This window comes from Zeaxanthinibacter enoshimensis (assembly GCF_004362865.1).
Lineage (GTDB): Bacteria > Bacteroidota > Bacteroidia > Flavobacteriales > Flavobacteriaceae > Zeaxanthinibacter > Zeaxanthinibacter enoshimensis.
In genome coordinates this window covers 369,635-391,995 of record NZ_SNYI01000001.1, presented here as the reverse complement: position 1 = coordinate 391,995, position 22,361 = coordinate 369,635, and the positions used below count along the sequence as shown (strand labels likewise).

The 22,361-nt window shown below is 47.7% G+C and carries 24 protein-coding genes; 4 read left to right on the top strand and 20 right to left on the bottom strand.

The window, feature by feature from the left end:
* Window positions 1-54: 54 nt before the first annotated feature.
* Genes CLV82_RS01745 through CLV82_RS01735 form a run of 3 tightly spaced genes read right to left on the bottom strand, consistent with a single transcriptional unit; the run spans window position 55 to window position 5,223 of the window.
* Window positions 55-2,532 (bottom strand): ligase-associated DNA damage response DEXH box helicase, encoded by a 2,478-nt coding sequence (locus CLV82_RS01745; protein ID WP_133642577.1) that lies wholly within the window; start codon window positions 2,530-2,532, stop codon window positions 55-57.
* Window positions 2,532-4,148: an ATP-dependent DNA ligase gene (locus CLV82_RS01740; RefSeq protein ID WP_133642576.1), complete on the bottom strand. Its 1,617-nt coding sequence runs from the start codon at window positions 4,146-4,148 to the stop codon at window positions 2,532-2,534. The genes CLV82_RS01745 and CLV82_RS01740 overlap by 1 nt, the downstream gene beginning before the upstream one ends.
* 25 nt (window positions 4,149-4,173) lie before the next feature.
* Entirely contained in the window at window positions 4,174-5,223 is a 1,050-nt protein-coding gene (locus CLV82_RS01735) for a ligase-associated DNA damage response exonuclease (RefSeq protein WP_133643431.1), read from the bottom strand.
* A gap of 256 nt (window positions 5,224-5,479) precedes the next feature.
* Here CLV82_RS01735 and CLV82_RS01730 point away from each other — a divergent pair, with 256 nt between their 5' ends.
* Window positions 5,480-5,911, top strand: a complete 432-nt coding sequence (locus CLV82_RS01730) for a tellurite resistance TerB family protein (RefSeq protein ID WP_133642575.1) — start codon at window positions 5,480-5,482, stop codon at window positions 5,909-5,911.
* 12 nt (window positions 5,912-5,923) lie between these two features.
* On the opposite strand, the gene fbp is transcribed toward CLV82_RS01730, so the two are convergent.
* Window positions 5,924-6,946: a class 1 fructose-bisphosphatase gene (gene fbp / locus CLV82_RS01725; protein ID WP_133642574.1), complete on the bottom strand. Its 1,023-nt coding sequence runs from the start codon at window positions 6,944-6,946 to the stop codon at window positions 5,924-5,926.
* Window positions 6,947-7,056: 110 nt separating this feature from the next.
* On the opposite strand from fbp, the gene CLV82_RS01720 reads away from it, so the two are divergent.
* The 3 genes from CLV82_RS01720 (at window position 7,057) to CLV82_RS01710 (ending at window position 10,677) form a co-directional block, all read left to right on the top strand.
* Complete coding sequence (locus CLV82_RS01720; protein ID WP_133643430.1) at window positions 7,057-7,536, top strand: GNAT family N-acetyltransferase; 480 nt, start codon at window positions 7,057-7,059, stop codon at window positions 7,534-7,536.
* The gene (locus CLV82_RS01715; protein WP_133642573.1) at window positions 7,533-8,783 is read left to right on the top strand and encodes an aspartate kinase; all 1,251 of its coding nucleotides are present in this window, start codon (window positions 7,533-7,535) and stop codon (window positions 8,781-8,783) included. Before CLV82_RS01720 ends, CLV82_RS01715 begins: the two co-directional genes overlap by 4 nt.
* Window positions 8,784-8,868: 85 nt before the next feature.
* Window positions 8,869-10,677 carry a GNAT family N-acyltransferase gene (locus tag CLV82_RS01710; protein ID WP_133642572.1) on the top strand — a complete coding sequence of 603 codons (1,809 nt, stop codon included), beginning with the start codon at window positions 8,869-8,871 and terminating at the stop codon, window positions 10,675-10,677.
* Window positions 10,678-10,723: 46 nt separating this feature from the next.
* On the opposite strand, the gene CLV82_RS01705 is transcribed toward CLV82_RS01710, so the two are convergent.
* The 16 genes from CLV82_RS01705 to serS form a co-directional block, all read right to left on the bottom strand.
* Window positions 10,724-11,215 carry a GNAT family N-acetyltransferase gene (locus tag CLV82_RS01705; RefSeq protein WP_133642571.1) on the bottom strand — a complete coding sequence of 164 codons (492 nt, stop codon included), beginning with the start codon at window positions 11,213-11,215 and terminating at the stop codon, window positions 10,724-10,726.
* An 11-nt stretch (window positions 11,216-11,226) separates the two neighbouring features.
* Complete coding sequence (locus CLV82_RS01700; protein ID WP_133642570.1) at window positions 11,227-11,715, bottom strand: DUF6428 family protein; 489 nt, start codon at window positions 11,713-11,715, stop codon at window positions 11,227-11,229.
* 13 nt (window positions 11,716-11,728) lie between these two features.
* The gene (locus CLV82_RS01695; protein ID WP_133642569.1) at window positions 11,729-12,052 is read right to left on the bottom strand and encodes an ArsR/SmtB family transcription factor; all 324 of its coding nucleotides are present in this window, start codon (window positions 12,050-12,052) and stop codon (window positions 11,729-11,731) included.
* A 79-nt stretch (window positions 12,053-12,131) separates the two neighbouring features.
* Window positions 12,132-12,557: a TM2 domain-containing protein gene (locus tag CLV82_RS01690; protein WP_133642568.1), complete on the bottom strand. Its 426-nt coding sequence runs from the start codon at window positions 12,555-12,557 to the stop codon at window positions 12,132-12,134.
* Between the two features lie 51 nt (window positions 12,558-12,608).
* Window positions 12,609-12,995, bottom strand: coding sequence for a VOC family protein (locus tag CLV82_RS01685; protein ID WP_133642567.1), 387 nt, complete (start codon window positions 12,993-12,995; stop codon window positions 12,609-12,611).
* A complete protein-coding gene (locus tag CLV82_RS01680) occupies window positions 12,992-13,459 on the bottom strand; it encodes a DUF1801 domain-containing protein (protein WP_133642566.1) in 468 nt (155 codons plus the stop codon). The genes CLV82_RS01685 and CLV82_RS01680 overlap by 4 nt, the downstream gene beginning before the upstream one ends.
* Window positions 13,456-13,929 carry a DUF4199 domain-containing protein gene (locus tag CLV82_RS01675; RefSeq protein ID WP_133642565.1) on the bottom strand — a complete coding sequence of 158 codons (474 nt, stop codon included), beginning with the start codon at window positions 13,927-13,929 and terminating at the stop codon, window positions 13,456-13,458. Before CLV82_RS01675 ends, CLV82_RS01680 begins: the two co-directional genes overlap by 4 nt.
* A 114-nt stretch (window positions 13,930-14,043) precedes the next feature.
* On the bottom strand, window positions 14,044-14,991 hold the full coding sequence (locus tag CLV82_RS01670) for a 2-hydroxyacid dehydrogenase (protein WP_133642564.1): 948 nt from the start codon (window positions 14,989-14,991) through the stop codon (window positions 14,044-14,046).
* Between the two features lie 6 nt (window positions 14,992-14,997).
* Complete coding sequence (locus tag CLV82_RS01665; protein ID WP_133642563.1) at window positions 14,998-15,363, bottom strand: cupin domain-containing protein; 366 nt, start codon at window positions 15,361-15,363, stop codon at window positions 14,998-15,000.
* On the bottom strand, window positions 15,350-16,282 hold the full coding sequence (locus CLV82_RS01660; protein ID WP_133642562.1) for a carbon-nitrogen hydrolase family protein: 933 nt from the start codon (window positions 16,280-16,282) through the stop codon (window positions 15,350-15,352). Before CLV82_RS01660 ends, CLV82_RS01665 begins: the two co-directional genes overlap by 14 nt.
* 63 nt (window positions 16,283-16,345) lie before the next feature.
* Entirely contained in the window at window positions 16,346-17,698 is a 1,353-nt protein-coding gene (gene mgtE / locus CLV82_RS01655; protein WP_133642561.1) for a magnesium transporter, read from the bottom strand.
* Window positions 17,685-18,557 (bottom strand): 16S rRNA (adenine(1518)-N(6)/adenine(1519)-N(6))-dimethyltransferase RsmA, encoded by an 873-nt coding sequence (rsmA, locus tag CLV82_RS01650; RefSeq protein WP_133642560.1) that lies wholly within the window; start codon window positions 18,555-18,557, stop codon window positions 17,685-17,687. The genes mgtE and rsmA overlap by 14 nt, the downstream gene beginning before the upstream one ends.
* Window positions 18,558-18,568: 11 nt before the next feature.
* The gene (locus CLV82_RS01645; RefSeq protein ID WP_133642559.1) at window positions 18,569-18,889 is read right to left on the bottom strand and encodes a gamma-glutamylcyclotransferase family protein; all 321 of its coding nucleotides are present in this window, start codon (window positions 18,887-18,889) and stop codon (window positions 18,569-18,571) included.
* Window positions 18,886-19,203, bottom strand: coding sequence for a DUF4286 family protein (locus CLV82_RS01640; protein ID WP_133642558.1), 318 nt, complete (start codon window positions 19,201-19,203; stop codon window positions 18,886-18,888). Before CLV82_RS01640 ends, CLV82_RS01645 begins: the two co-directional genes overlap by 4 nt.
* Window positions 19,204-19,213: 10 nt before the next feature.
* Window positions 19,214-20,998, bottom strand: coding sequence for a tetratricopeptide repeat protein (locus CLV82_RS01635; protein ID WP_166636654.1), 1,785 nt, complete (start codon window positions 20,996-20,998; stop codon window positions 19,214-19,216).
* 75 nt (window positions 20,999-21,073) lie between these two features.
* A complete protein-coding gene (gene serS, locus CLV82_RS01630) occupies window positions 21,074-22,345 on the bottom strand; it encodes a serine--tRNA ligase (protein WP_133642557.1) in 1,272 nt (423 codons plus the stop codon).
* Window positions 22,346-22,361: the final 16 nt, after the last annotated feature.

The window sequence follows — 22,361 nt, the reverse complement described above, 5'->3', positions numbered from 1 at the left end:
TTATGGCAGAATGGGGAACCCTGCAACCCTAATCCGGGAACGGTTTTATCCAGGTCATTTCTGGAGTTTAGCAATCATCCGCTGGATGCGGTCGGCCAGTTTTTCGCTCGATAATTTTTCCCGCAACCCATCCGTGATAATAGGGAAGGAGAGTGGAGTAGGTTGTTTGCAGGCTTTCCACACTACCTGTTGCCCTGCTATCCGCTCCAGGGCTATGCGTAGCCTGCCCTCCTCCAGCTGGTGTTCAAAAGTCTCCCTGAATGCCTGTTGAAACAGCAGGTTGTCGGGCTCGTAATCCCGGAAAACATCAAAGAGCAGCTGTGAATTACTTTGCAGGTGTTTCATTTTAATCCCTTTATTGGGATAGCCGGTAAATACCATCCCACTGATCACCGCGATATCCCTGAACTTCCTCCTTGCCATCTCGGTAGAATTAAGGCTGTTCTGCAGGTCCTCATGCATATATTTTGTGGTGAAAAGATCATTGTCCAGCACTTGCTGCATGTCTACAGGCTGGTCAGAAAGCAGTTCAAAACCATAGTCGTTAAAGGCCAGGGAAAAAGTGATGGGACTCAGCAAGCTGATCCTGTAACTCAGTAAACTCCCCATGGCTTCGTGCACAAACCTGCCTTCAAAGGGATAGAAAAGATGGTGGTAGCCGTCCCTGGTCTTGAAGGTTTCTATCAGGAACTCACTGGGCTTAGGTACAATACTCTCTTTCCGCTGTCTTTTGAAAAGAGATTCCAGGGCGCGGATCTCCTCTGACTGCTGCCCGGCGGGTTCCCCTGCCGTATAAAGTGCTTCCCGGAGCAACTCGGACATCTGGGAGGTCAGGGTAAGCCTGCCGCCCATCCAGCTGGGAGTTTTAGTGGACTTGGCTTTTGAATTCCGAACCATGGCCTGCATTTCCTTGACCCGGATAAATTCGAGCGTCCTTCCGGCGAAGGTAAAGACATCGCCGGGCGTCAGTTTGGAGATAAAAGATTCTTCAATGGTACCGATGTATCCGCCTTTCTGGTATTTTACAGAGATCTGGGCATCCCCGACAATGGTTCCGATCTGCAGGCGGTGGCGCATAGCAACCCCCCGGTTGGTCACTTTAAAGACCCCGTCTTCTACTTCTACCTTTTTGTATTCATCGTATGATTGCAGGCTCTGGCTACCCATTACCAGGAAATTCAGCAGCCATTGCCACTGTTCCTCGGGCAGGTCCTGGAAACAAAAGGTACTCCGGACTTCGGGAAAGATCTCGGCCGGCTTAAACCCGTCGGATACGGCCAGGGTAGTCAGGTACTGCAGTAAGACATCAAAGCTGTACAGGAAAGGCAGCCTGTCTTCAACCGTTTGAGTTGCCACGGCGGCTTTCAGGGCAGAAGCTTCTACAAGTTCAAGTGCATGTGTAGGAAGGAAATAGATCACACTTTCCTGACCGGGCCTGTGGCCGCTTCTTCCGGCCCGCTGCATAAAACGGGCCACTCCCTTAGGCCCCCCGATTTGTACCACTGTTTCAACCGGGGCAAAATCAACCCCGAGATCCAGGCTGGAGGTGCAGACCACCGCTTTAAGGCGTTCATCCCTTATGGCTTCTTCCACCCAGATCCGGGTTTCTTTGCCTATACTGCCATGGTGCATAGCCATCAGGCCGGCCAGCTCCGGGTGTTTCTCCAGCAGTCTCTGGTACCAGATCTCGCATTGTCCCCGGGTATTAGTGAACAGCAGGGTAGTCCGGCTGCGATCTATGATCGGCATAACATCTTCCATAAGATGTAAACCCAGGTGACCACGCCAGGGGAAATTATCCATCTTCTCGGGAATGATACTCTGTACGCGGATTTTCTTTGGAATATTTGCGCGTATAAGCACGGAATTCATAAGGGCTTCGGAACCGGGTCCCAGCAGTACTTCCCTTGCCTGTTCCAGGTTGCCGATAGTGGCGGATATACCCCAGATCCGGAGTCGGGGAGCGACTGTTTTCAGGCGGGAAAGACCAAGCTCAATCTGCACCCCTCTCTTGGTTCCCAGCAGTTCGTGCCATTCATCTACCACTATGGCTGAACAATTCCGGAATTGTTTGTCGTAGCCTTTGGAGGCCAGCAATAACTGCAGGCTTTCCGGGGTGGTAATAAGCAGGTCGGGCATGTCTTTTTTCTGTCTCGCCCTTTCTTTTACAGAGGTATCCCCGCTCCGGATACCAACGGTCAGTGGTGTGCCCAAATCCCTGATCACCCGTTCGGCAGACTGTTTGATCTCCAGGGAGAGTGCCCGTAGCGGAGTGATCCAGACCGCTTTTAAACCTTTTGGATGTTTTTTCTGGTAATCGGGATTGTCTTTAAGATATTGTAATACGATAGGGAACCACAATGCATAGGTCTTACCGCTCCCCGTGGGAGCATTCAGTAATCCGTGTTTGCCTTCAAGGAAAGCTTTCCATGCCTTGGTCTGGAAAGGAAAAGGTTTCCATTGCTGCTGCCGGAACCAGTTTTCCGCAATCGTATACAGCTCCTTATCCTGTTTTGTTTTACTGATCGCCATCAGGGGATAAGGTTTTTAAGATCATCCAAAGTGTTGGCCTCCTCAATATTCTTATCTTTTCTCCACCTGAGAATCCTCGGGAATCGGGTAGCTACCCCGCTCTTATGCCGCGATGATTCGGCAATTCCCTCAAAGGCGATCTCGAATACATGGTGGGGAGTTACACTGCGGACCGGGCCAAATCGCTCCAAAGTATTCCTTTTGATCCAGGCATCTACCTTGCGGAATTCTGCATCGGTTAATCCCGAGTAGGCTTTTGCAAAGGTGACCAGTTCCCGTTCCCCGTCTTCTCTCTCATCCCAGAGGGCAAAGGTATAGTCGGTAAAGAGGTTACTTCGTCTTCCATGCCCCCGCATGGCATAGGTCAGGACGGCATCTACGGTCAGGGGTTCTACTTTCCATTTCCACCAGTCGCCTTTTTTTCGTCCTACCAGGTAAGGAGAATGATTGTGTTTTAACATCAGCCCCTCACTTTTTACCGCCCTGGAGTGTTCCCTGGCTTTTGCCACAGCCTCCCATGACTGCAGTTGCAGCACCTCAGAAAGGTGGAGGGGTAGTCCTTGCTCCCTGGCGGTGATAATTTCAGGACTTTGGAGCAGGTTTTCCAGTAGTTTCCGTCGTTGGGAATAAGGCAGTTGACGGATGTCCTTGCCCTCCCATTCCAGCAAATCGTAAACTTTCAGGATCACAGGAACTTTCTTTAGCAGGGCGGCGGTGATATTTTTCCTGCCGATCCTGGTCTGCAACATATTAAAATCGCCGATCTCCCCATCCGAATAAGCAAGTATTTCCCCGTCAAATACTGTACCGTCAGGGATGAGTCCTATGAACTGTTCAAATTCCGGGTAGCGGTCTGTTACCAGTTCTTCTCCCCTGGTCCAGGTAAACAAGGTACGCTGGCGGATGATGACCTGTGAACGAATTCCATCCCATTTGTATTCGGCAGACCAATCCTCGATATTACCGAGATTCACTACATCACCCTCGAGGGCATATGCCAGGTAAAACGGGTAAGGCCGGGATAACCGGTCACCTTCTTTCTCTTCGAGAATTAGTTCCCTGAAACTGGTTTCTGAAGGATCCCAGTTTCCCATGAGTTTGTAGGCCAGCAGATCTTCCTCCAGACCGGTGGACTGAGACAGGGCTCTGGTCATCAGTTTCTGGCTGACCCCGATCCGGAAACCCCCGGTAATAAGTTTGGTAAATACAAAGCGCTGGTAATAATCCATCCGGGTCCAGTGCGTAACCAGGTATTCTTTTTTCTCCTCGTCGGTGCGTGCTTTCAGCCAGATCATATCCTCCAGGTACTGATGCAGTGGCTTATCAACAGTGTCCTCCCCGGGAGGGGCCACCAATGCTATGGTCTCGGCAAGGTCCCCGACGATATGGTAACTTTCTTCAAAGAGCCAGAGCGGGATGTCGGCCAGCTCGGAAGCCCATTCCCGGAGTAACGTGGTATTCACGGGCCTTGGGGGTCTCCTGTGCGAAAGAATTGCTATTGCCCAGACTTTATCTGCGTCGGTCGCGGTATTAAAATACTCGGCCAGCGCGCTTACTTTTAAGGTAGTCTTGTTGGTGCTGTCCAATGTCTTAATAAGAGCGGCAAAATCTTTCATCAGTGATAATTAAATAAATAGCGTATCAGTTTTGATCGTTCCCTGCAGGGTTTTCCCTGTCTTCTTCAGTACTGCTATTTCCCATTTCGGCTAATTCACCTTCGTACTGAGTCTCAGCCGTACGTGCATCATAGCCTTGTTCGCAAAGATACCGGGCAAAGATCTCTGAATACCCATGGGTGCAGATGACCTTTTCTGCCCCGCTGGCTTTAATGCTAGCCAGTAACCCCTGCCAGTCACAGTGATCACTGAGGACAAAGCCCCTGTCTACGGCCCTGCGTCTCCTGGCTCCCCTGAATGCCATCCATCCACTTGCCGTGGCAGAGACATACGGCACCATTTTCCTGATCCACGGGCTGCCATGTGCACTTGGCGGGGCTAAGACCAGGTTGCCGGCCAATTCCTCCTTTTTAGTTTCCCGGGTAATTCGTACTGTAGGGGGTAGAGGGGTTATTTCCCTGATCACCTGGTTCATATTTTCGATGGCGCCATGCGTGTAGATCGTTCCCACCTCTGTGTCCAGGTGCTTTAGCAGTCTTTGTGCTTTTCCCAGGCTGTACCCGAATAAGACTGATGTTTTCCCTTCGGCTTTATTTTGGGACCACCATTCATTGATATCGCGAAAAACTTCTGCCTGGGGCAGCCATTTAAAGGCAGGAAGTCCAAATGTACATTCGGTTATAAAAGTGTGGCAGGGTACATTTTCATAAGGCGTGGAAAGGCCGTCATTCTCTGTCTTATAATCCCCTGAAAAAACCCAGACCTCACCTTTATACTCGACCCTTACCTGGGAAGACCCCACGATATGCCCGGCAGGATGAAGGCTGAACTGCACCCCGTTCCGTGAGAAGGTTTCACCCCATTCTACTCCGTTTACAGAAATTTCTCCGAGACGATGGCGGATGATGGGGACATTTTTATGGTGGGTGATATATTCACCATGGCCATAGCGACTGTGATCGGCGTGCCCATGGGTGATGATGGCACGCTTTACGGGTTTCCAGGGATCCAGGAATATATCGGCCTGGGCACAATAAATACCGGTATCTGTAAATTCCAAAAGGGGACTTTTCATAGCAGCATGAAAATAAGCAATAATTATGTATTGCCCGGAGAACCGGGACATGGGCCTGGGTGCCTGGCCCGTTGTTTTATAAAAGACCTTCTGCATTGAGAAATTTTCACCCGGCCTTCTGGTTCCTATAGTTTAAAATTGAACAAGAGGTAAAGGGGACAGATCTATTTCGTCTTTCACCTACTAATTTATTCAATGAATTCGGCGGGCAAGACTGGTAAAAAATTTATATTTACCTCGTTAAAATACAGCGAATATGGGATTTTTAGATTTGTTTGACAGTGGATTCAGACGACGCAACCAGGATCATTTTGCGGCGATTGTAAGGGTGGCAATGAGTGACGGAATAATCTCCGGGCAGGAAAAAATGTTCCTGGACCGGTTGGCAGCCAATCTCTATATTTCTGAAGATGATTATAAGCGGATCCTGAAAGATTACGCGTCCCACCCGATAAATCCACCTAACAGTTATGACGAACGTTTGGAAAGGCTATATGACCTGGCCAGGATGGTATACGTGGATCACCACCTGGGGGACAAGCAGACCGCCATGCTCAAGCGTTTTGGAGTAGGACTTGGATTTACTCCTGCCAACGTTGGCTATGTAGTGGATAAAGCGCTGAAACTGGTGCAGGCCGGGGTAGACCTGGAAACCTTCACCAAGGAGATAAAGTATATGAACCGTTAAGGTTTTATACTCCTAGTTGTCTTTTGATTGGGCATGCAGCGCCATGAATTCCTCTGCCTTTTCGACCATTTTCCTGCTGCCGCAGAAAAAAGGAACCCGTTCGTGTAACTCGGTGGGCTGAATTTCCAGTATTCTTTTGAATCCATCGCTGGCTTTACCTCCTGCCTGCTCCGCCAGGAACGCCATAGGATTGCATTCGTACAGCAACCGCAGTTTCCCGTTAGAAGCCACGCTGCTTTTCGGATACATATAGATGCCCCCTTTGATCATATTCCTGTGGAAATCGGACACCAGGGATCCTATATACCTCGAAGTATATGGTCTGTCATCTTCCTCTTTCTGGCAATACTTGATATAATCCTTGACCCCTTGCGGAAAATGGGAATAATTTCCTTCGTTGATAGAATAGATATTACCTGTCTCCGGGTATTGCATATCGGGATGTGAAAGGTAGAAGGTTCCGATAGCCGGGTTCAGGGTAAAACCGTTCACCCCGTAACCTGTGGTATAGACCAGCATGGTAGAAGTCCCGTAGATAATATAGCCGGCAGCAACCTGGTTGACCCCGGGTTGCAGGAAATCCTCCATGGTCACCGGGCTCCCGATAGGGGTAACACGGCGATAAATAGAGAAAATGGTTCCCACAGATACATTTACGTCGATGTTCGAGGAGCCATCCAGCGGGTCGATCAGCACCACGTACTTATTCTGGTTCTGTTGGTTGTTGCTGTTGACCTGTATAAAATGGTCTTCTTCTTCTGAAGCTATCCCGCAAACGATCTCCCGGTTTTTAAGGGTCTGAATAAACTTATTGTTGGCCAGGACATCTAACTTCTGCTGTTCTTCTCCCTGGATATTAGTATCCCCTACGGCTCCCAGGATGTCTATTAGTCCGGCTTTATTTACTTCGTGGTTTACCACTTTTGCCGCCAGTCGGATGGCGTTTATAAGTTTAGATAGTTCTCCGGAGGAGTACTGGAACTGTGCCTGGTGTTCGATTATAAATTCACCAAGGGTTTTGTTCTTCTTATCCATTCAGGCTTGTTTATTTTGGGCACAAATATCGGGTATTTTGTGAAACTACATCGTTTTCGCCGGATTAAGTTTTTTTCAGAATATAACTTTGTGTTATGTTTGTAACAATTATGAGTTATACCATACGCGAAGCAAAACGTTCAGACGTTCCTGCCATCCTCAGGTTGGTACAGGAACTGGCTGAATATGAGAAAGAACCGGAGGCAGTAGAGGTCAGTGTACAGCAAATGCAGGAAGATGGATTCGGGAGTTCCCCGAAATTCCACTGTTTTGTAGCGGAAAGTGAATCGGGGATCATTGGAATGGCCCTGGTCTATCCCCGCTACTCTACCTGGAAGGGCACCGTTCTGCACCTGGAAGACCTCATCGTTACGGAACAGGAGCGGGGCAGTGGTGCCGGGACAGCATTGCTCAATGCCGTAGTAAAATATGGGTCCTCGTTAGGAGTTAAGCGGATCAGTTGGGAAGTGCTGGATTGGAATGATCCGGCCATAGATTTCTATGAAAGCAAAGGTGCCAGGGTCATGCGAGACTGGGATGTGGTGCAATTGGATGAAGAGGGGATTAAAAATTACATGGACAAATTATGAGGGTATTTAAATTTGGTGGGGCATCGGTAAAAGATGCAGATGGAGTTCGGAACCTGTTAAAAGTTTTGGAAACAACGGGTCATGACAACATCTTCCTGGTGGTTTCTGCCATGGGAAAAACAACCAATGCCATGGAAAAGGTAGTCGATGCCTATTTCCGCGATAAAGATTCGGTAGCTGCTGAACTGGCAGGGGTGAATGATTATCACCAGGAGATCATCCGGGATCTTTTCCCCGCGATGAATCATACCATCTACAAGCAGGTAAAAGCTTTGTTTGACGAGGTCCAGGGCTTTCTGATGTGGAATAAGTCGCCCAAATATAATTTCGTGTACGACCAGGTTGTCGGCTACGGGGAATTGATCTCTTCCACTATTGTCAGTGCCTTCCTTAATGAGTCGGGCATCACCAATACCTGGATAGATGTCCGCGATTATATTAAGACAGACTCTAACTACCGCGATGTGAACGTGCAATGGGAAAAGACCCAGCAACGTGTGAGCGAGCGAATAGAAAAAGGTAAACTTTACATTACCCAGGGATTCCTGGGGAGCGATGATAACAATTTCACGACCACCCTGGGCAGGGAAGGTTCTGATTATACGGCGGCCATCCTCGCTTTTTGTCTCAATGCCACCTCGGTCACCATTTGGAAGGACGTTCCCGGGGTGCTCAATGCAGACCCCCGCTACTTTGAGAAAGCCGGCCTGTTGAACCGGATTTCTTACCGGGAGGCCATTGAGCTGGCGTTCTACGGCGCATCGGTCATTCACCCTAAAACCTTGCAACCTTTGCAGCGAAAAGAAATTCCTTTGTATGTAAAGTCGTTCCTGAAACCCAGGGACCCGGGTACCATGGTAGGCAAAGGTGAAGGTATAGAGCCCGAAGTACCTTGTTTCATAGTAAAGAAGAACCAGGTGCTGATGCGCCTTTCTTCCCTGGATTTTTCATTTATAGTAGAAGACAGTATTGGTGAGCTGTTCAAATTACTGCATGACCATAAAATGAAAGTAGACCTCATACAGAATTCTGCGATCAGTTTTTCGGTCTGTGTAGATAATAAGTTCGGGCGCCTGCCGGAGCTGTTAGAGCAGTTACAGGGGAAATTCAAGATTACCTGTCATGAAGATGTCTCTCTTTATACCATAAGGCATTTTGATGCCGAAGCGATCGAATCCCTGCAGAACGGTAAAGAAGTACTGTTGGAGCAGCGCGGGAAGGAAACCATACAATTAGTGGTAAAATAGGCAGCTATTCTCAAATTGTAGTATACTTAGGAAAGCTCTTATAGTGATTTTCCTATATTTACTGATGAAACAGTAACAGCAATCAATGGGTCTAGTCACCGCCAAAGAAGTAGCCAAAACCATTAACCTGGATCGGTATGGATTCGTCGGAACCTTTATGGGTTGGTTATTGATGAAGGTCACCCGGATCTCTACGATTAACAGCTTCTACGACAAACACAAGCACTTGCCCGGCCCTGAATTCCTCGAGGCCATCCTGGAGCACTACCAGATCAAGTTTGAAGTGCCGGAAGAAGATTTTAAGAGACTACCCAAAGAAGGGGCATTTATTACCATCAGTAACCATCCCCTTGGAGGGATAGATGGGGTTCTCCTTTTAAAATTATTATTGCAGAACCGCGAAGATTATAAGATCATTGCCAATTTTTTACTGCACCGGGTTGAGCCCCTGGCGCCTTATATCATGCCGGTAAATCCTTTTGAGAGTCATAAGGAGGCGAAAAGCAGTGTGGCGGGATTCAAAAGTGCACTTACCCATCTGAGGGGCGGCCACCCCCTGGGTATCTTCCCTGCAGGGGAGGTATCTACTTACAGGGATGGAAAACTGATCGTTGACAGGCCGTGGGAAGAATCGGCCATTAAGCTGATCCGTAAAGCCGAGGTGCCCGTGGTGCCCATTTACTTTCATGCCCGGAACAGCCGCCTGTTCTATTACCTCTCCAAGATCGATGATGTCTTCCGAACAGCTAAGCTGCCGTCCGAGTTAACTTCCCAGCGCAGCCGCTCTATAAAGGTGCGGATCGGGCACCCGATCTCGGTAAAAGTACAGCAGGAACAGCAGAATCTCGAGGAATTTACGGACCTGCTGAGAAGAAAGACATATATCCTCTCTAATGCCTACGAGAAAGAAAGGCTGATCGATAAAGTACCCACCACCTTGAAGATCCCTAAACCTCCAAGGAAAATTGCTTCGGCTATCCGCAAGGAAGTGATCCTTGGGGAAATTGAGAAACTCAGAGAAAAGGATTGCCGCCTGCTGCAAAGCAAGAATTACGAGGTTTTCTTTGCCCAGGAAAAAGACATGCCATTTATCGTCCAGGAGATCGGAAGACAGCGCGAAGTAACCTTCAGGGCCATAGGGGAGGGGACGAATAACGCGGTAGACCTGGACAGGTTCGACTCCTTTTACTACCATCTTTTCCTCTGGGATGACGACGCACAGGAGATCGTCGGTGCTTACCGGATGGGGCTTGGCGAAGAGATCTTTGAAAAATATGGGATAGATGGGTTCTACCTGCAAGACTTGTTCCGCTTTGAACCGGAACTCTATAAGATGATGTCCCAATCCATTGAAATGGGGCGCGCTTATATTGTAAAGGAGTACCAGCAAAAACCCATGCCTTTGTTCCTGCTCTGGAAAGGGATAGTACATACTACCTTACGCTTTCCCAACCACAAATACCTTATCGGGGGAGTCAGCATCAGCAACCAGTTTTCCAATTTTTCCAAATCCCTGATGATAGAATTTATGAAATCTAATTACTGGGATCCCTATGTGGCACAGTATGTTCGGCCTAAGAAAGAGTTTAAGGTCAAACTTAAGGATGCCGATAAGGAATTTGTCTTTGATGAAACGGAGGCTGACCTGAATAAATTTGACCGTATCATCGAGGAAGTAGAGCCGGGTGCGCTGAGGTTACCCGTGCTGATCAAAAAATATATCAAGCAGAATGCTAAGGTCGTAGCCTTCAACGTAGATCCATTATTCAATAATGCAGTAGACGGGTTGATGTATATCAAGATTGCTGATCTTCCTGAAAGCACGGTAAAACCCGTGATGGAAGAATTCCAGGCAGAGCTGGAGAGGAAACTATCAGAAAATAACGATGCTTGATGCAATTCCGAGCTTTCCGGACATGTGGAGCGATATACTTTTCAGCCTAATCAATGCCTACCTTGGTGCTTCGTTTTTCAAAGACCAGGTTGTCATACCAGGTTCCTTTTAGTTTAGCCACCTTTTCCCTTCTGCCGACCAGGCGGAAACCGAGCTCTTCATGCACATGGATACTGGCCTTGTTCTGTTGGAATATCCCGGATTGTAAGGTCCATATACCGTGCTCTTCACTTGCCCTTACCAATTCGGCCAAAAGCTTACGACCAATGCCCTTGCCCCTGGCTGTATTGCGGACATAGACACTTACTTCGGCCACCCCTTCATAAACACAGCGGCTGGATACCGGGGACAAGGCGGCCCATCCCTGGATCTCTTGATCAATTTCAGCGATTATTCTGCAGAAAGCAAGGTGTTTTTTATCCCAGGTTTCATAAGCCGGTACCGCGGTTTCAAAAGTGGCGATCCCTGTAGCTATGCCTTGCCCGTATATTTCAGCCACCTCTTCCCAGTCTCCTGCTTTCATGCTACGTAGTTCCATGGCCAATAATTTTAACAGCAGCCGCTGCCGGGTTCGCAGGTCTCTTGCTCTGGGGTGTTGCTTTCCACCGGGATGCCACAGCTTTCTTTGGCTTTGCAGTCTGTCAAAGTCACCCCAAGCTGCATCCTTAATTCGGAAGCCCCGATCTCAAAAGAGTTCACATGCAATTGGGCGGTGTGGAATTCCTGGTTTCCGTATTCAAATTTCAGGACTGCTTCCCGGTCCATTTTGCGTAAACGGTCTACTTTCTTCAGGATACCATTTGCTTTATATACACTAAGGTATTCGGTTTTCCCAAGTTCGGAAGGACTCTCCCACAATTGTATGACCGTCTCGTTCCATCGGTCAGTCCCTGTACCGCAGTCCACAGAATCGACTATAATATTCTTGACCTCCGTAATATGGTAATTAGCACCAACCAGTTTCCCGGGAGCATATTCGAACAACAGGCTCTTGTCCGGGTGTTGTCGTAACAGTTCTAAGAATTCTTGAGTTTTCATAATATTCGATTAATTAACAGCAGGAGTTTCCGCCGGTCTCAAAAAATGAATGAAATTCGTCCTGCAGGCTTTTCCATACCTCGGCATTGATGCAGTAACATATCTTCTTTCCTTCCACTTCTCCCTGAATCAGGCCCACCTGCTTCAATTCTTTCAGGTGTTGGGAAATAGTGGGTTGGGCAAGCCCGATCTCTTCGACAATATCATTGCAGATACAGCCTTCCTGCCGGCTGAGGAACTGCAGTATGGCTATACGCGCAGGATGTGCAAGAGCTTTGAACTGCCGTGCGAGCCTGTTCTGAGAGGGTGAGAAGATCTGTGTTTTGGAAATACCCATGTCATATTTATATATTGCAATATTACGATAATAAATTGATCAAAAAAAAGCCGGGTTAAAATTATTGCCCGGCTGTATCTCAGAACCAGGGCTTTCTGCCCACCTGGTACGTATTATAGAATTCTTCATCGGACTTAGTAAGATAAATGATACCTTCAATGAGTCCCACCAATCCCGTTGCCATACAAATAAATGCCCCGACCACCACGCAAGAGAGCACTATTCCTATCAGGGTGATCACTAACAGGATGATCCCTTCTTTCTGGTATCCCAGGATGAATTTATGAATACCGAATCCTCCCAGGATAATTGCGAGAATCCCGGCTACGATCTTCTTGTTATCACCGGTAGCACTTTTAAAACCTTCGGAGAATTCATTCGCCGTTTTCTTAGCTTCTTCCTTGAAACTTTCTGCTGATTCTTTAGCGTCTTTCGCAGCGTCATCTGCAGCTGCCTTCGCTTCTTCAGCCGCTTTTTTAGCCTTATCCTGGTTATCTTCAGACATGGTTTTTTGTTTAGTTGGTTAATAATGAATTAAATGTAGGAAAAAAAACGATTAGAGAAACGCTTTGTCTACAGGTTCCCACAACTCCAGCTTATTCCCCTCAGGGTCCAGGATCCAGCCGAACTTCCCATAATCATATTCTTCGATCTCACCCACGACAGTGACTCCCTCCTTTTTAAGTACTTCCAGTAGTTCAACCAGGTTCTCTACCCTGAAGTTCATCATGAATTGTTTTTTACTGGGCTCAAAATATTTGGTTTCCTGGTCCATCGGGCTCCACTGAGTCATACAGTCATTCCCCTCCTTATCCTTCCACCAGAACGAACAGCCGTAATTGTCTACAGGTAGCCCCAGGTGTTCTTTATACCATGATTTCATCTTATCCGGGTCTTCTGATTTAAAAAAGAATCCCCCTAATCCAGTAACTCTGTTTTTCATTTTTTCCTGTAGTTTTTTATTTGGTTTTCATAGGTAGATATCCATTCCTCTACGCTTACTTTGGAGCACAATTCCCCTATAAGGTCATATGGGATCTGTTCCGGTTTTTTAAAGCGGATACAACTTTTGCCCATATCCAATCTGGAAGGCACCCTGTTCTTATACTCCGCCACCCACCAATCGTGTAATTCCGGGTTGGCATAGATGCCCATATGGTAAAGGGCGAGATTATTCTTCTGGGAGGCGATACTGAGAAACGGTAATGGTAATTGAGGATTTACATGGTAGCCCGGCGGGTATAATTCATGAGGTACCACGTACCCGATCATCCCGTAACTCATTTCTTCCCTGAACCCTTCAGGCAGGTTCTTCAGGATGGTATCGCGAAGCTTGTGCATATATGGTTTACGTTCTTCAGGAATTTCCGCAATATACGCTTCAGGCGTTGTAGCATCTGATGTCATCTTGGTCTTTTTTTTCTTAATAATATTGCCGTTCCCACAGCGACAATTATCCCGGCTGCCATTACAGTCAGGAACATGATAGCCGCCATAAACCCGCTGCCGTAATCCGGAATTTCTCCTTTATAGCCCTGGGTTCGAAGGTTGGAGGAGTACTCAGTGAAGAAGTCAGGGTTGATAAGTGTGAGATAGATGAAATCGGCAATGGCAATTCCGATACCGCTGAAGGTGGCGATCAACAGGCCGACCAGTGTAGCCTTGCGGTACCCGATATGGCCACCTTGTTTTTCATCCCTGAATTTTTTAACCCCCGGATAAATGAAAGCCAGGGAGATCAGGATCACGGAATAACCCACCATTTCCTGGGCACCGAAACTCAGCCCGCTCCCCAGTCCAAGCACGAGTAAGAACAGAATAATTCCTGTAAGCAGCCCATACACGCCGTACCTGATAATAATTGACTTGATCTTCATTGGTTATTTAGTTTTGGTCGCCTGCCGGGTCCCGGTACAGGGGGAAGTCTAAACAAGATACCAAATTTTCACTAAAGCATTCCGGCTATAGCAATAGGATTGGTGGTGTTAGATTTACGTTTGGTTGTGAAAATGTCGATGCACCTTATCCACGATGGTCTGGGCCAGTTTTTCTTTACTTTCCACGGTCCAACCTCCCACATGAGGGGTCAGGAGTACTTTATCGGAAGCAACCAGGTAACGGAATGCTTCGGGCATCTCATCGCCTTGGAATAATTTTTCAAAAGAAGCCTTTTCATATTCCAGGACATCCAGCCCTGCACCTAGTATTTTTCCGGATTCAAGAGCATTGACGAGGTCTTTGGTAACTATACACTTACCCCTGGCGGTATTGATGATCCAGAAGGGATGACGGAAGCCATTGATAAACCGGGAATCAACCATGCCGACGGTATCCGGGGTCTGTGGTACGTGGAGGCTCAGGACCTGGGCTTTGCGTCGCAATTCATCCAGGCTTACCTGCCTCGCATTCTCATCGCCCACACCCGGTTTAATATCGTAACAAAGCACCTCTACCTCAAATCCTTTCAGTTTCCTGGCAAATGCTTTTCCCATATTACCATAGCCTATAATACCCACGCATTTTCCATCCAGTTCCAGCCCGCGATTACCTTCGCGGTCCCAAACACCCTGGCGGACTTCACGATCGGCCTTATTCAGCTTGTTAAATAAAGACAACAACATTCCCAGGCTGTGTTCTCCTACTGCATTCCTGTTGCCTTCCGGTGCGGCGGCGAGGAATACTCCTCTGGAGGTGGCATAAGCGGTGTCAATATTTTCCAGTCCTGCTCCCACCCGCCCGATGAATTTCAGGTTTGTAGCCTTATCCAGGAAGTCACGGTCTATCGTAAACCGGCTGCGGATGATGATACCGTCGTACTGGTGAATCCTGGATTCAATTTCCTCCTTACTGCCTGTATAGTCCTCATGGTTCTCATAGCCCATCTTTGCAAATTCGCTGATCATCAGGGGATGATTTGTATCGAGGTGTAATAATTTCATTGAAGATCAGATTTTGGGGTACTCTGTCACAGTTCGTTCGTCCTTAATATTGCCGGTATGTGAAATGCCGATCTTTTCAAAGAGCAATACCTGCACTTCTTCGTTATTCTTTGTCATAGGACAGTGTTCTATACCTTTTGGAATTACGATAAGTTCTCCTTCCCGCACAACTTCTGTCCGGTCCCTGAACTGCATGTACAGCGTGCCTTTGATCACCTGGAAGAGTTCGTCTTCCTCCTGGTGGGCATGCCAGACAAACTCGCCTTTCAGGCGCGCCAGTAATACCTGCATACCATCCACAACGGCTACCTGGTGGGGATGCCATTGTTTATCAAATTTTTTGAATTTTTCGGATAGGTTAATCGCTTTCATCAACTTCTTTTTTCATGGGTGGCTGATCCTGGATTTTCAGATCAAAAATATCATTCCTCGCATAATGGCCGGTGACGTCAAAATCTAAACTCACTTTCTTTATTTCATCTAAGTCTAACTCTGCAAGGAGTACCCCGCTATCATTCCAAAGGGGTCCTGCAAGGATTTTACCAGAAGGTGATATGATCACACTACCTCCGGGACAAATTTCTTCCGGTGTTTCGGGGAGTAGATCACGGTATTTCCGGGGATACATTTCCCGGGTAAAATACTGGTTACATCCCAGTACAAAGCATCGCCCTTCCAGGGCTATATGTTGCATGCTGCTGACCCAGGAATCCCTCGCATCTGCTGTCGGGGCCAGGTAGATCTGCACACCCTGCTTATACATTGCCATCCTTGCCAGGGGCATATAATTTTCCCAGCAGATAAGTCCGCCTAATTTCCCTACTTTGGTATCAAAGGATACCAGGCTTTCCCCTCCGGCTTCACTCCAAACAACTCTTTCCGTGCCGGTAGGCTTTATCTTCCGGTGTACGCCCAGCAGACCATTTTTGGGGGAAATATAAATCATGGAGCAATAAAGACTTCGCCCTTTAGCCTCGCGCTCTGTAGCGCCGATCACCAGGTAAACTTTATATTTGGCAGCAATCTTTTCCAGCCGTTCCCTGTCTTCATCAAGGGCAATGCTGTTATCGAGGTATTCGGCATAGAGTTCCCGCCCCGCTTCATCCCTGCTCCCAACCGAGGCACCGAAAGTAAATCCCCTTGGGTAACCCGGTATAAAGGACTCCGGGAATAAAAGCAGCCGGCAGCCCTGGGAGGAATATTCTCTCACCAGCTTTTCCAGTTTCTGCAGCGTTTTTTCCTTGTCAAAAAATACAGGTGCATGTTGTATCACTGCTACCTTTACCTTCATACCTGAATAAGATTTTTACCTTCCATTGCGTTGGAAGCTCTAATTTAAGGGATTTCTGTTAGCTTAAATCCCTAAAAGCATCTTGGCAATGGTGAAATAGATCAGGATGCCGAAAATATCATTGCTGGTGGTGATAAATGGCCCGGTGGCAATTGCCGGGTCTATCCCTCTTTTATGAAGAAAGAGCGGGGTGAAGGTACCTATGATTCCGGCCACTATGATCACAGCGATCAGGGAGACGGAAATAGCCAGGGAGGTGATAAAGCTTCCCTGCCAGATCCAGGTAAAAAATAACAGCACCAATGCCAGGATCACCCCATTAAGTGCCGCCAGGAGCATTTCCTTGATCAATCGCTGGCTTATACTGCCTTTGAGGTCGTCATTAGCCAGTCCCTGTACAATAATAGCGCTGGATTGCACCCCTACATTCCCGGCCATCGCAGCAATAAGCGGGGTGAAAAAGAAGAGCAGGGCATGCTGGCTGATCAAATCTTCGAAACCACCCATAATAGCCGCTGCACAGACTCCGCCTAAGAGGCCCAGGAATAACCAGGGAAGTCGGGCCCTGGTCAGTTCCCATATACTGTCATCAGCTTCTACCCCTTGTGAGATACCCGCAGCCATCTGGTAATCCTTATCCGCCTCCTCTTTGATCACATCCACGATATCATCAATAGTGATACGGCCTACCAGGCGTCCTATCTCGTCCACGACCGGGATCGCTTCAAGGTCGTATTTGGACATGATCTTGGCCACCTCCTCGGGTTTTTCATTTACGTTGACCGAATCTACTTTTGGAATGTAGACATCTTTAATATGGGTAGTTGTTGCCGTAGTAAGCAGGTCTTTAAGGGACAACCTCCCTTTCAGTTTATCTTCATCGTCTACCACGTAGATAGAATGAACGCGAGTTACGTTCTCTGCCTGTGTCCTCATCTCTTTGACACAGGTAAGTACATTCCAGTTCTCGTTCACTTTGACCAGCTCTTTGGCCATCAGCCCTCCGGCAGAATTGACATCGTAACGCAACAGATCCACAATATCCTTTGCGTGTTCCCTGTCCTCGATCTCGGAAATAACCTCCTGTATGATTTCATTGGGAAGTTCAGCGACAATGTCTGCCGCGTCATCGGTATCCAATTCCTCGAGCTCCCCGGCGATCTCCTTTGCTGACAGCTTGTTCAGGATCCTCTCCCTTACATCTTCATCCAGCTCGGTTAGCACGTCGGAGGTCTGGTCACTGTCCAGTAATTTGATGAGGTAGGTGGCTTCTTCCGGATTCAGCTCGTTGATGATCTCTGCCACGTCCGCATAGTGCACCTCTTCCAGCAGGGACAGCAGTTCTGCGTCCTTTTGGTTGTCTATCAGCAACTGGATCTCAAGAACCAGTTCATCTGTGAGTTTAAAGGGTGTCATGCGCGATCTTATTGGTAAGCGCTATGAACTCTGCTACTGACAATTGTTCAGGGCGCCGATCAAAGATAGCATCTTCTTTGAGATTATCGGAAAGCTCAAATACTTTTAGACTGTTCCTCAAAGTCTTCCTCCTTTGGTTAAAAGCGGTCTTTACTACCCTGAAAAATAACTTCACATCGCAGTCGAGGGATGGGTCTTCCTTTCGCACCAGTCTCAATACGCCGGACTGTACTTTCGGGGGAGGATCAAAGACCTCAGGATGTACTGTAAACAGGTAAGTGGCATCGTAAAAAGCCTGTACAAGAACAGAGAGAATACCATAGGTTTTGCTGCCTTCTTTTTCGCAAATACGCTGTGCCACCTCTTTCTGGAACATCCCTGAAAATTCAGGGACCTGGTCTCGCCATTCCAGTAATTTAAATACGATCTGGGTAGAAATATTGTATGGGAAATTCCCGGTGATTCCAAAAGGCTCATCTCCGAACAGCTGCCCCAGGTCGTAATTCAGGAAATCCGCCTGGACTACTTTAAAATTCTTGTCTCCGGACAATAATTTGGAATGCTCAAGGGGAAAACTGTGGTTCAGGTAAACGATGGATTCCTCGTCAATATCCATAGCGACTAGCGCAATATCACGTTGCAGGAGGTATTTGGTCATTACCCCGGTACCCGGCCCGATCTCGAGAACATTACGGTAACCATTCAATTCAAGAGTATTCGCAATTTTACCCGCGATCTCTTCGTCTTTAAGAAAATGCTGACCAAGGTACTTCTTCGCTTTAACCGGGCTCTGAGGTTCCTGATCTTTGTAGGTCTTAAATTTCCTGGATGATTTTTTTTTCTGGCCCTTTGCCGACATGTGCATGTGATTTATCGGCTCCCTGTTTCCACATAGAGCCATGCATTAATTCCTGATTTCAGTTTTACCGTTATCCTTTCATAAGATTCCCCCTCGTAGGTATCGGCAATGGTGAGTTCTTCTTCCTTTACGGCCAGGGCATAACCCGGTACAGAATCCTGGGGATTACCTGTCCGTTCAACCACCAGGTACCGGCCATACATCTTCTTTTCCGCGATCCGGTACCCGGGCAATACGTCGGGGGTATTTTCAAGGCTCCGGTGGAACAGGGCTTTCTGTACCCTGTCATCGATCAGGGTTCCATAACTGAAGATGTAATGGATAGAACTCAATGCTGGTGTTCACTGATAATTTCCAATTCTGTCCGGAAAGCCACCACTTTCTCTCCAAATAACCGGCTTACCTCTGTACGCAGCCGCTCCGCATCTTCCCGGTAATATTGCTGCAAGGTATCCTGGTCCGGGGTGGTATACTGGATGGCATAGGTATAGCCCCCGGTCTCCTCGGTCACAAGAACGCGGCACATCCTGGCATTTGTGAATTTGCCGGTAGAAAGTACATCGGGAATATGGGCTTCCTGCATCCATTTCAGCCATTCCCGGTGAGCGCCTGCTTCAACATTTACGGTTACGTTATAGATATACATAATGATATTTTTAATTTACTGGATCTCCCCGCAACATACGGAATTTCTTCCTGGCTTCGGGGAAGTGGTAGCTGTCCTGGTGATTGTAGATGATCTTTTCATATAAGGTCATCGCAATTTCAGGTTTGTTAAAATGTGTACGGTATAGCTCAGCCAGGGCATAAATGGCATCATCAGCCAGGATGTCTATCCCGTAGAATTCGATTATTTTTTCATAATTAAAGCGGGCAGCATCGTAAGACCCGGCCTTTTCCAGGAGTTCTGCCTGTTTAAAAAGGGCTTCGTCCTCGATACTTTCCCCCTTGTGTTGTGTCAGAATCTCATCCAGTAATGCTATGGCTTCAGGATCTTTATTCTGGTATGCAAGCAGATCTGCCCGCGCGTATTTTTTTAACGCTGTCTGGGTGGAATCCTCCAGTGAATTATCAGAGATCAGCAAACTTAATTGCATGGCATCGTTGGCGATCAACTGTGAAGTTGACCCCCGGAGCACCTCCAGTTGCGTCAGGGCCCATTCAAAATCTCCTTTATAAAAGCTGGTCTGTGCTACTTTAAAACGGGCTTCCTGTCCCATCACATCATTTTTCAGGCCTTTTTGTACCTGGGAGTACTGGATAAGGGCTTCATTGAACCTGCGGTCAAAGACAAGGATGTCCGCCAGGGCCATTTTTACATACGCCTGGGCGTATTTAGCCATGGGGATCTCAAGACAATTCTTTAATATGGCAATAGCGTCCCGGGGTTTATCCCTCCTGAACGCCAGGAAATTTGAATAGGCTACCTGTAATTGGAGTGTTTGCCCCTGGTAGCCATATGTTGATTGCAGGGCTTCGAATTGTTGTTCGATGGCATCCAGTTGTTTCGGATCAGCATCCTCCAGGGCAATCTCTATCAGGAATAATCTTGCGTTCAGAATACCCACAGGATCCTTGCTGTTTTTCTCGATATATTCAAAAATCTCACGTGCCTCTTCCTTTGCCTCTTTTTCCAGCGCCAATCTTCCAAGCCCTTCCAAACGTTCCAGGGTGCTGCCTTCTGCTCTCTTATAGATGGCTCTTTCCTGGCTAAAGGCACTTCTGTATTGTTCTTGCTGTACGAACAGCCAGCTGAGTAGTTCATTCCATAGAATGTCCGGTTCCTGTTGCGCTCTCTTCAGTAAAAGTTTTTTCAGGACCTGGTTGTTCTCGTTGTCACCGTCAGAAGTTATGAACTCCTCAACATTCCTGAGCACGTTCGTTTTTGCTGCCCTGCCTTTGGCAACTATGTCCAGGTAAGCACCGAACATGTCTTCTATCTTTCCTTGCTCCCCGTAGATGCGGGCCATCTGGAATTTATAATCGAGCTGCGGATTTAGTTCCATCGCACGGTTATAGGCCACCAGGGCATGGTCCAGCATGGTATATCGCTGGAACCGCAGTCCGATGCCGTACCCGTAATTGGGGTTTTTTTCTATAGTTTCCAGGGCTTTGTCAAAATACCGCTTTGCCTCATCGTGCTTTTCCTGAAGCCGGTAATTATATCCAAGGTCAATATACATGGTAGGGTAGGGCGGACCGGTCCTGATCAGTTCTAACAGGAAATTTTCAGCTTCCTCGTAGCGTTCCAGTTGCTGGTAAGTAGCGATAAGACCCTCGGCGTAATCCGTTCTGCGCGAATTCTTTTCTACGAGTTTCTTATAGAAGATCAGTGCTTTTTCAAACTTCCCTTCATTGAAATACTGTTTCGCCAGGAAATCTTCCTGGGCAGTGCCCACCTGGATCAACAGCAGCGAAATAAGTAGCAGGAGAAATCGCAAAAGCTCTTTTTTCCAAAGATACACAGATTGGACCAAGTGAGTGTTAAATGGCCAAACAGGAAATTACAGTTAAGCTTAATTGATCAGGTCAAAACCGGTATAAGGTACCAGCACCTCCGGTACGCGGATACCTTCCGGGGTCTGGTAGTTTTCCATAATACCCGCCAATACTCTAGGAAGAGCCAGGGCACTTCCGTTCAGGGTATGTGCGAGCCTGGTCTTTTTATCTTCATCCCGGAACCGGAGTTTTAATCGGTTGGCCTGGTAGGTCTCAAAATTGGATACCGAACTGATCTCCAGCCAGCGGTCCTGGGCAGTAGAGAAAACTTCGAAGTCGTAGGTCAGAGCCGAGGTGAACCCCAGGTCGCCCCCACAAAGTCTAAGGATCCTGTATGGCAATTTCAATTCGCGGAGGATGGTTTTAACATGTTCTACCATTCCATCAAGAGCCTGGTATGAATGATCAGGGTGCTCTACGCGCACGATCTCTACCTTATCAAACTGGTGGAGACGGTTCAGGCCTCTTACATGTGCCCCGTAGCTTCCTGCTTCCCTCCTGAAACAGGGAGTATAGGCAGTATACCGTACAGGGAAATCACTGTTGTCCAGGATGGTGTCGCGCATCAGGTTGGTCACAGGAACCTCTGCTGTAGGGATCAGGAAAAGTGGATCTGACGCCAGTTCGTACATCTGTCCTTCTTTGTCCGGTAATTGCCCCGTCCCGAAACCAGAAGCTTCATTGACCAGGTGGGGCACTTGTAATTCGGTGTACCCGGCCTCGGTATTCTTATCGAGGAAATAGGCAATAAGGGCACGTTGTAAACGGGCACATTTCCCTTTGTATACAGGAAAGCCTGAGCCGGTGATCTTAACACCCCACTCAAAATCGATCAGGTCGTATTTTTTTGCCAGTTCCCAGTGGGGAAGGGCATTTTCTCCCAGCACAGGGATGTCTCCTTCCCTGAAAACCTCCTCGTTATCTGTATCGGAGGAGCCGGCGGGAACGCTGTCATGAGGGACATTGGGTATCAGGTAAAGGGCATTCTCCAGATCTGCAGCTGCTTTGGTTAGGCGTTCGTTCAGGCTTTTTGATTCTTCTTTTAGCTCGGACGTCCTCGCTTTCATTTCATTAGCCTTTTCAGTTTCTCCTTTCTTAAAGAGTTCCCCTATGGATTTGGAAAGACTGTTCGATTCTGCTAATACGGCGTCTAACCGGGTCTGCAGGCTCCGGCGTTCTTCATCGAGTTTCCGGACATTCTCCAGAAGGGGAGCGGCATCCAGGTTCCTCTTCTTAAAAGCTTGCTCTAAACTTCCCTGGTCATCTCGTATTACCTGTAATTGTAACATCTTTCCTGATTTTGAC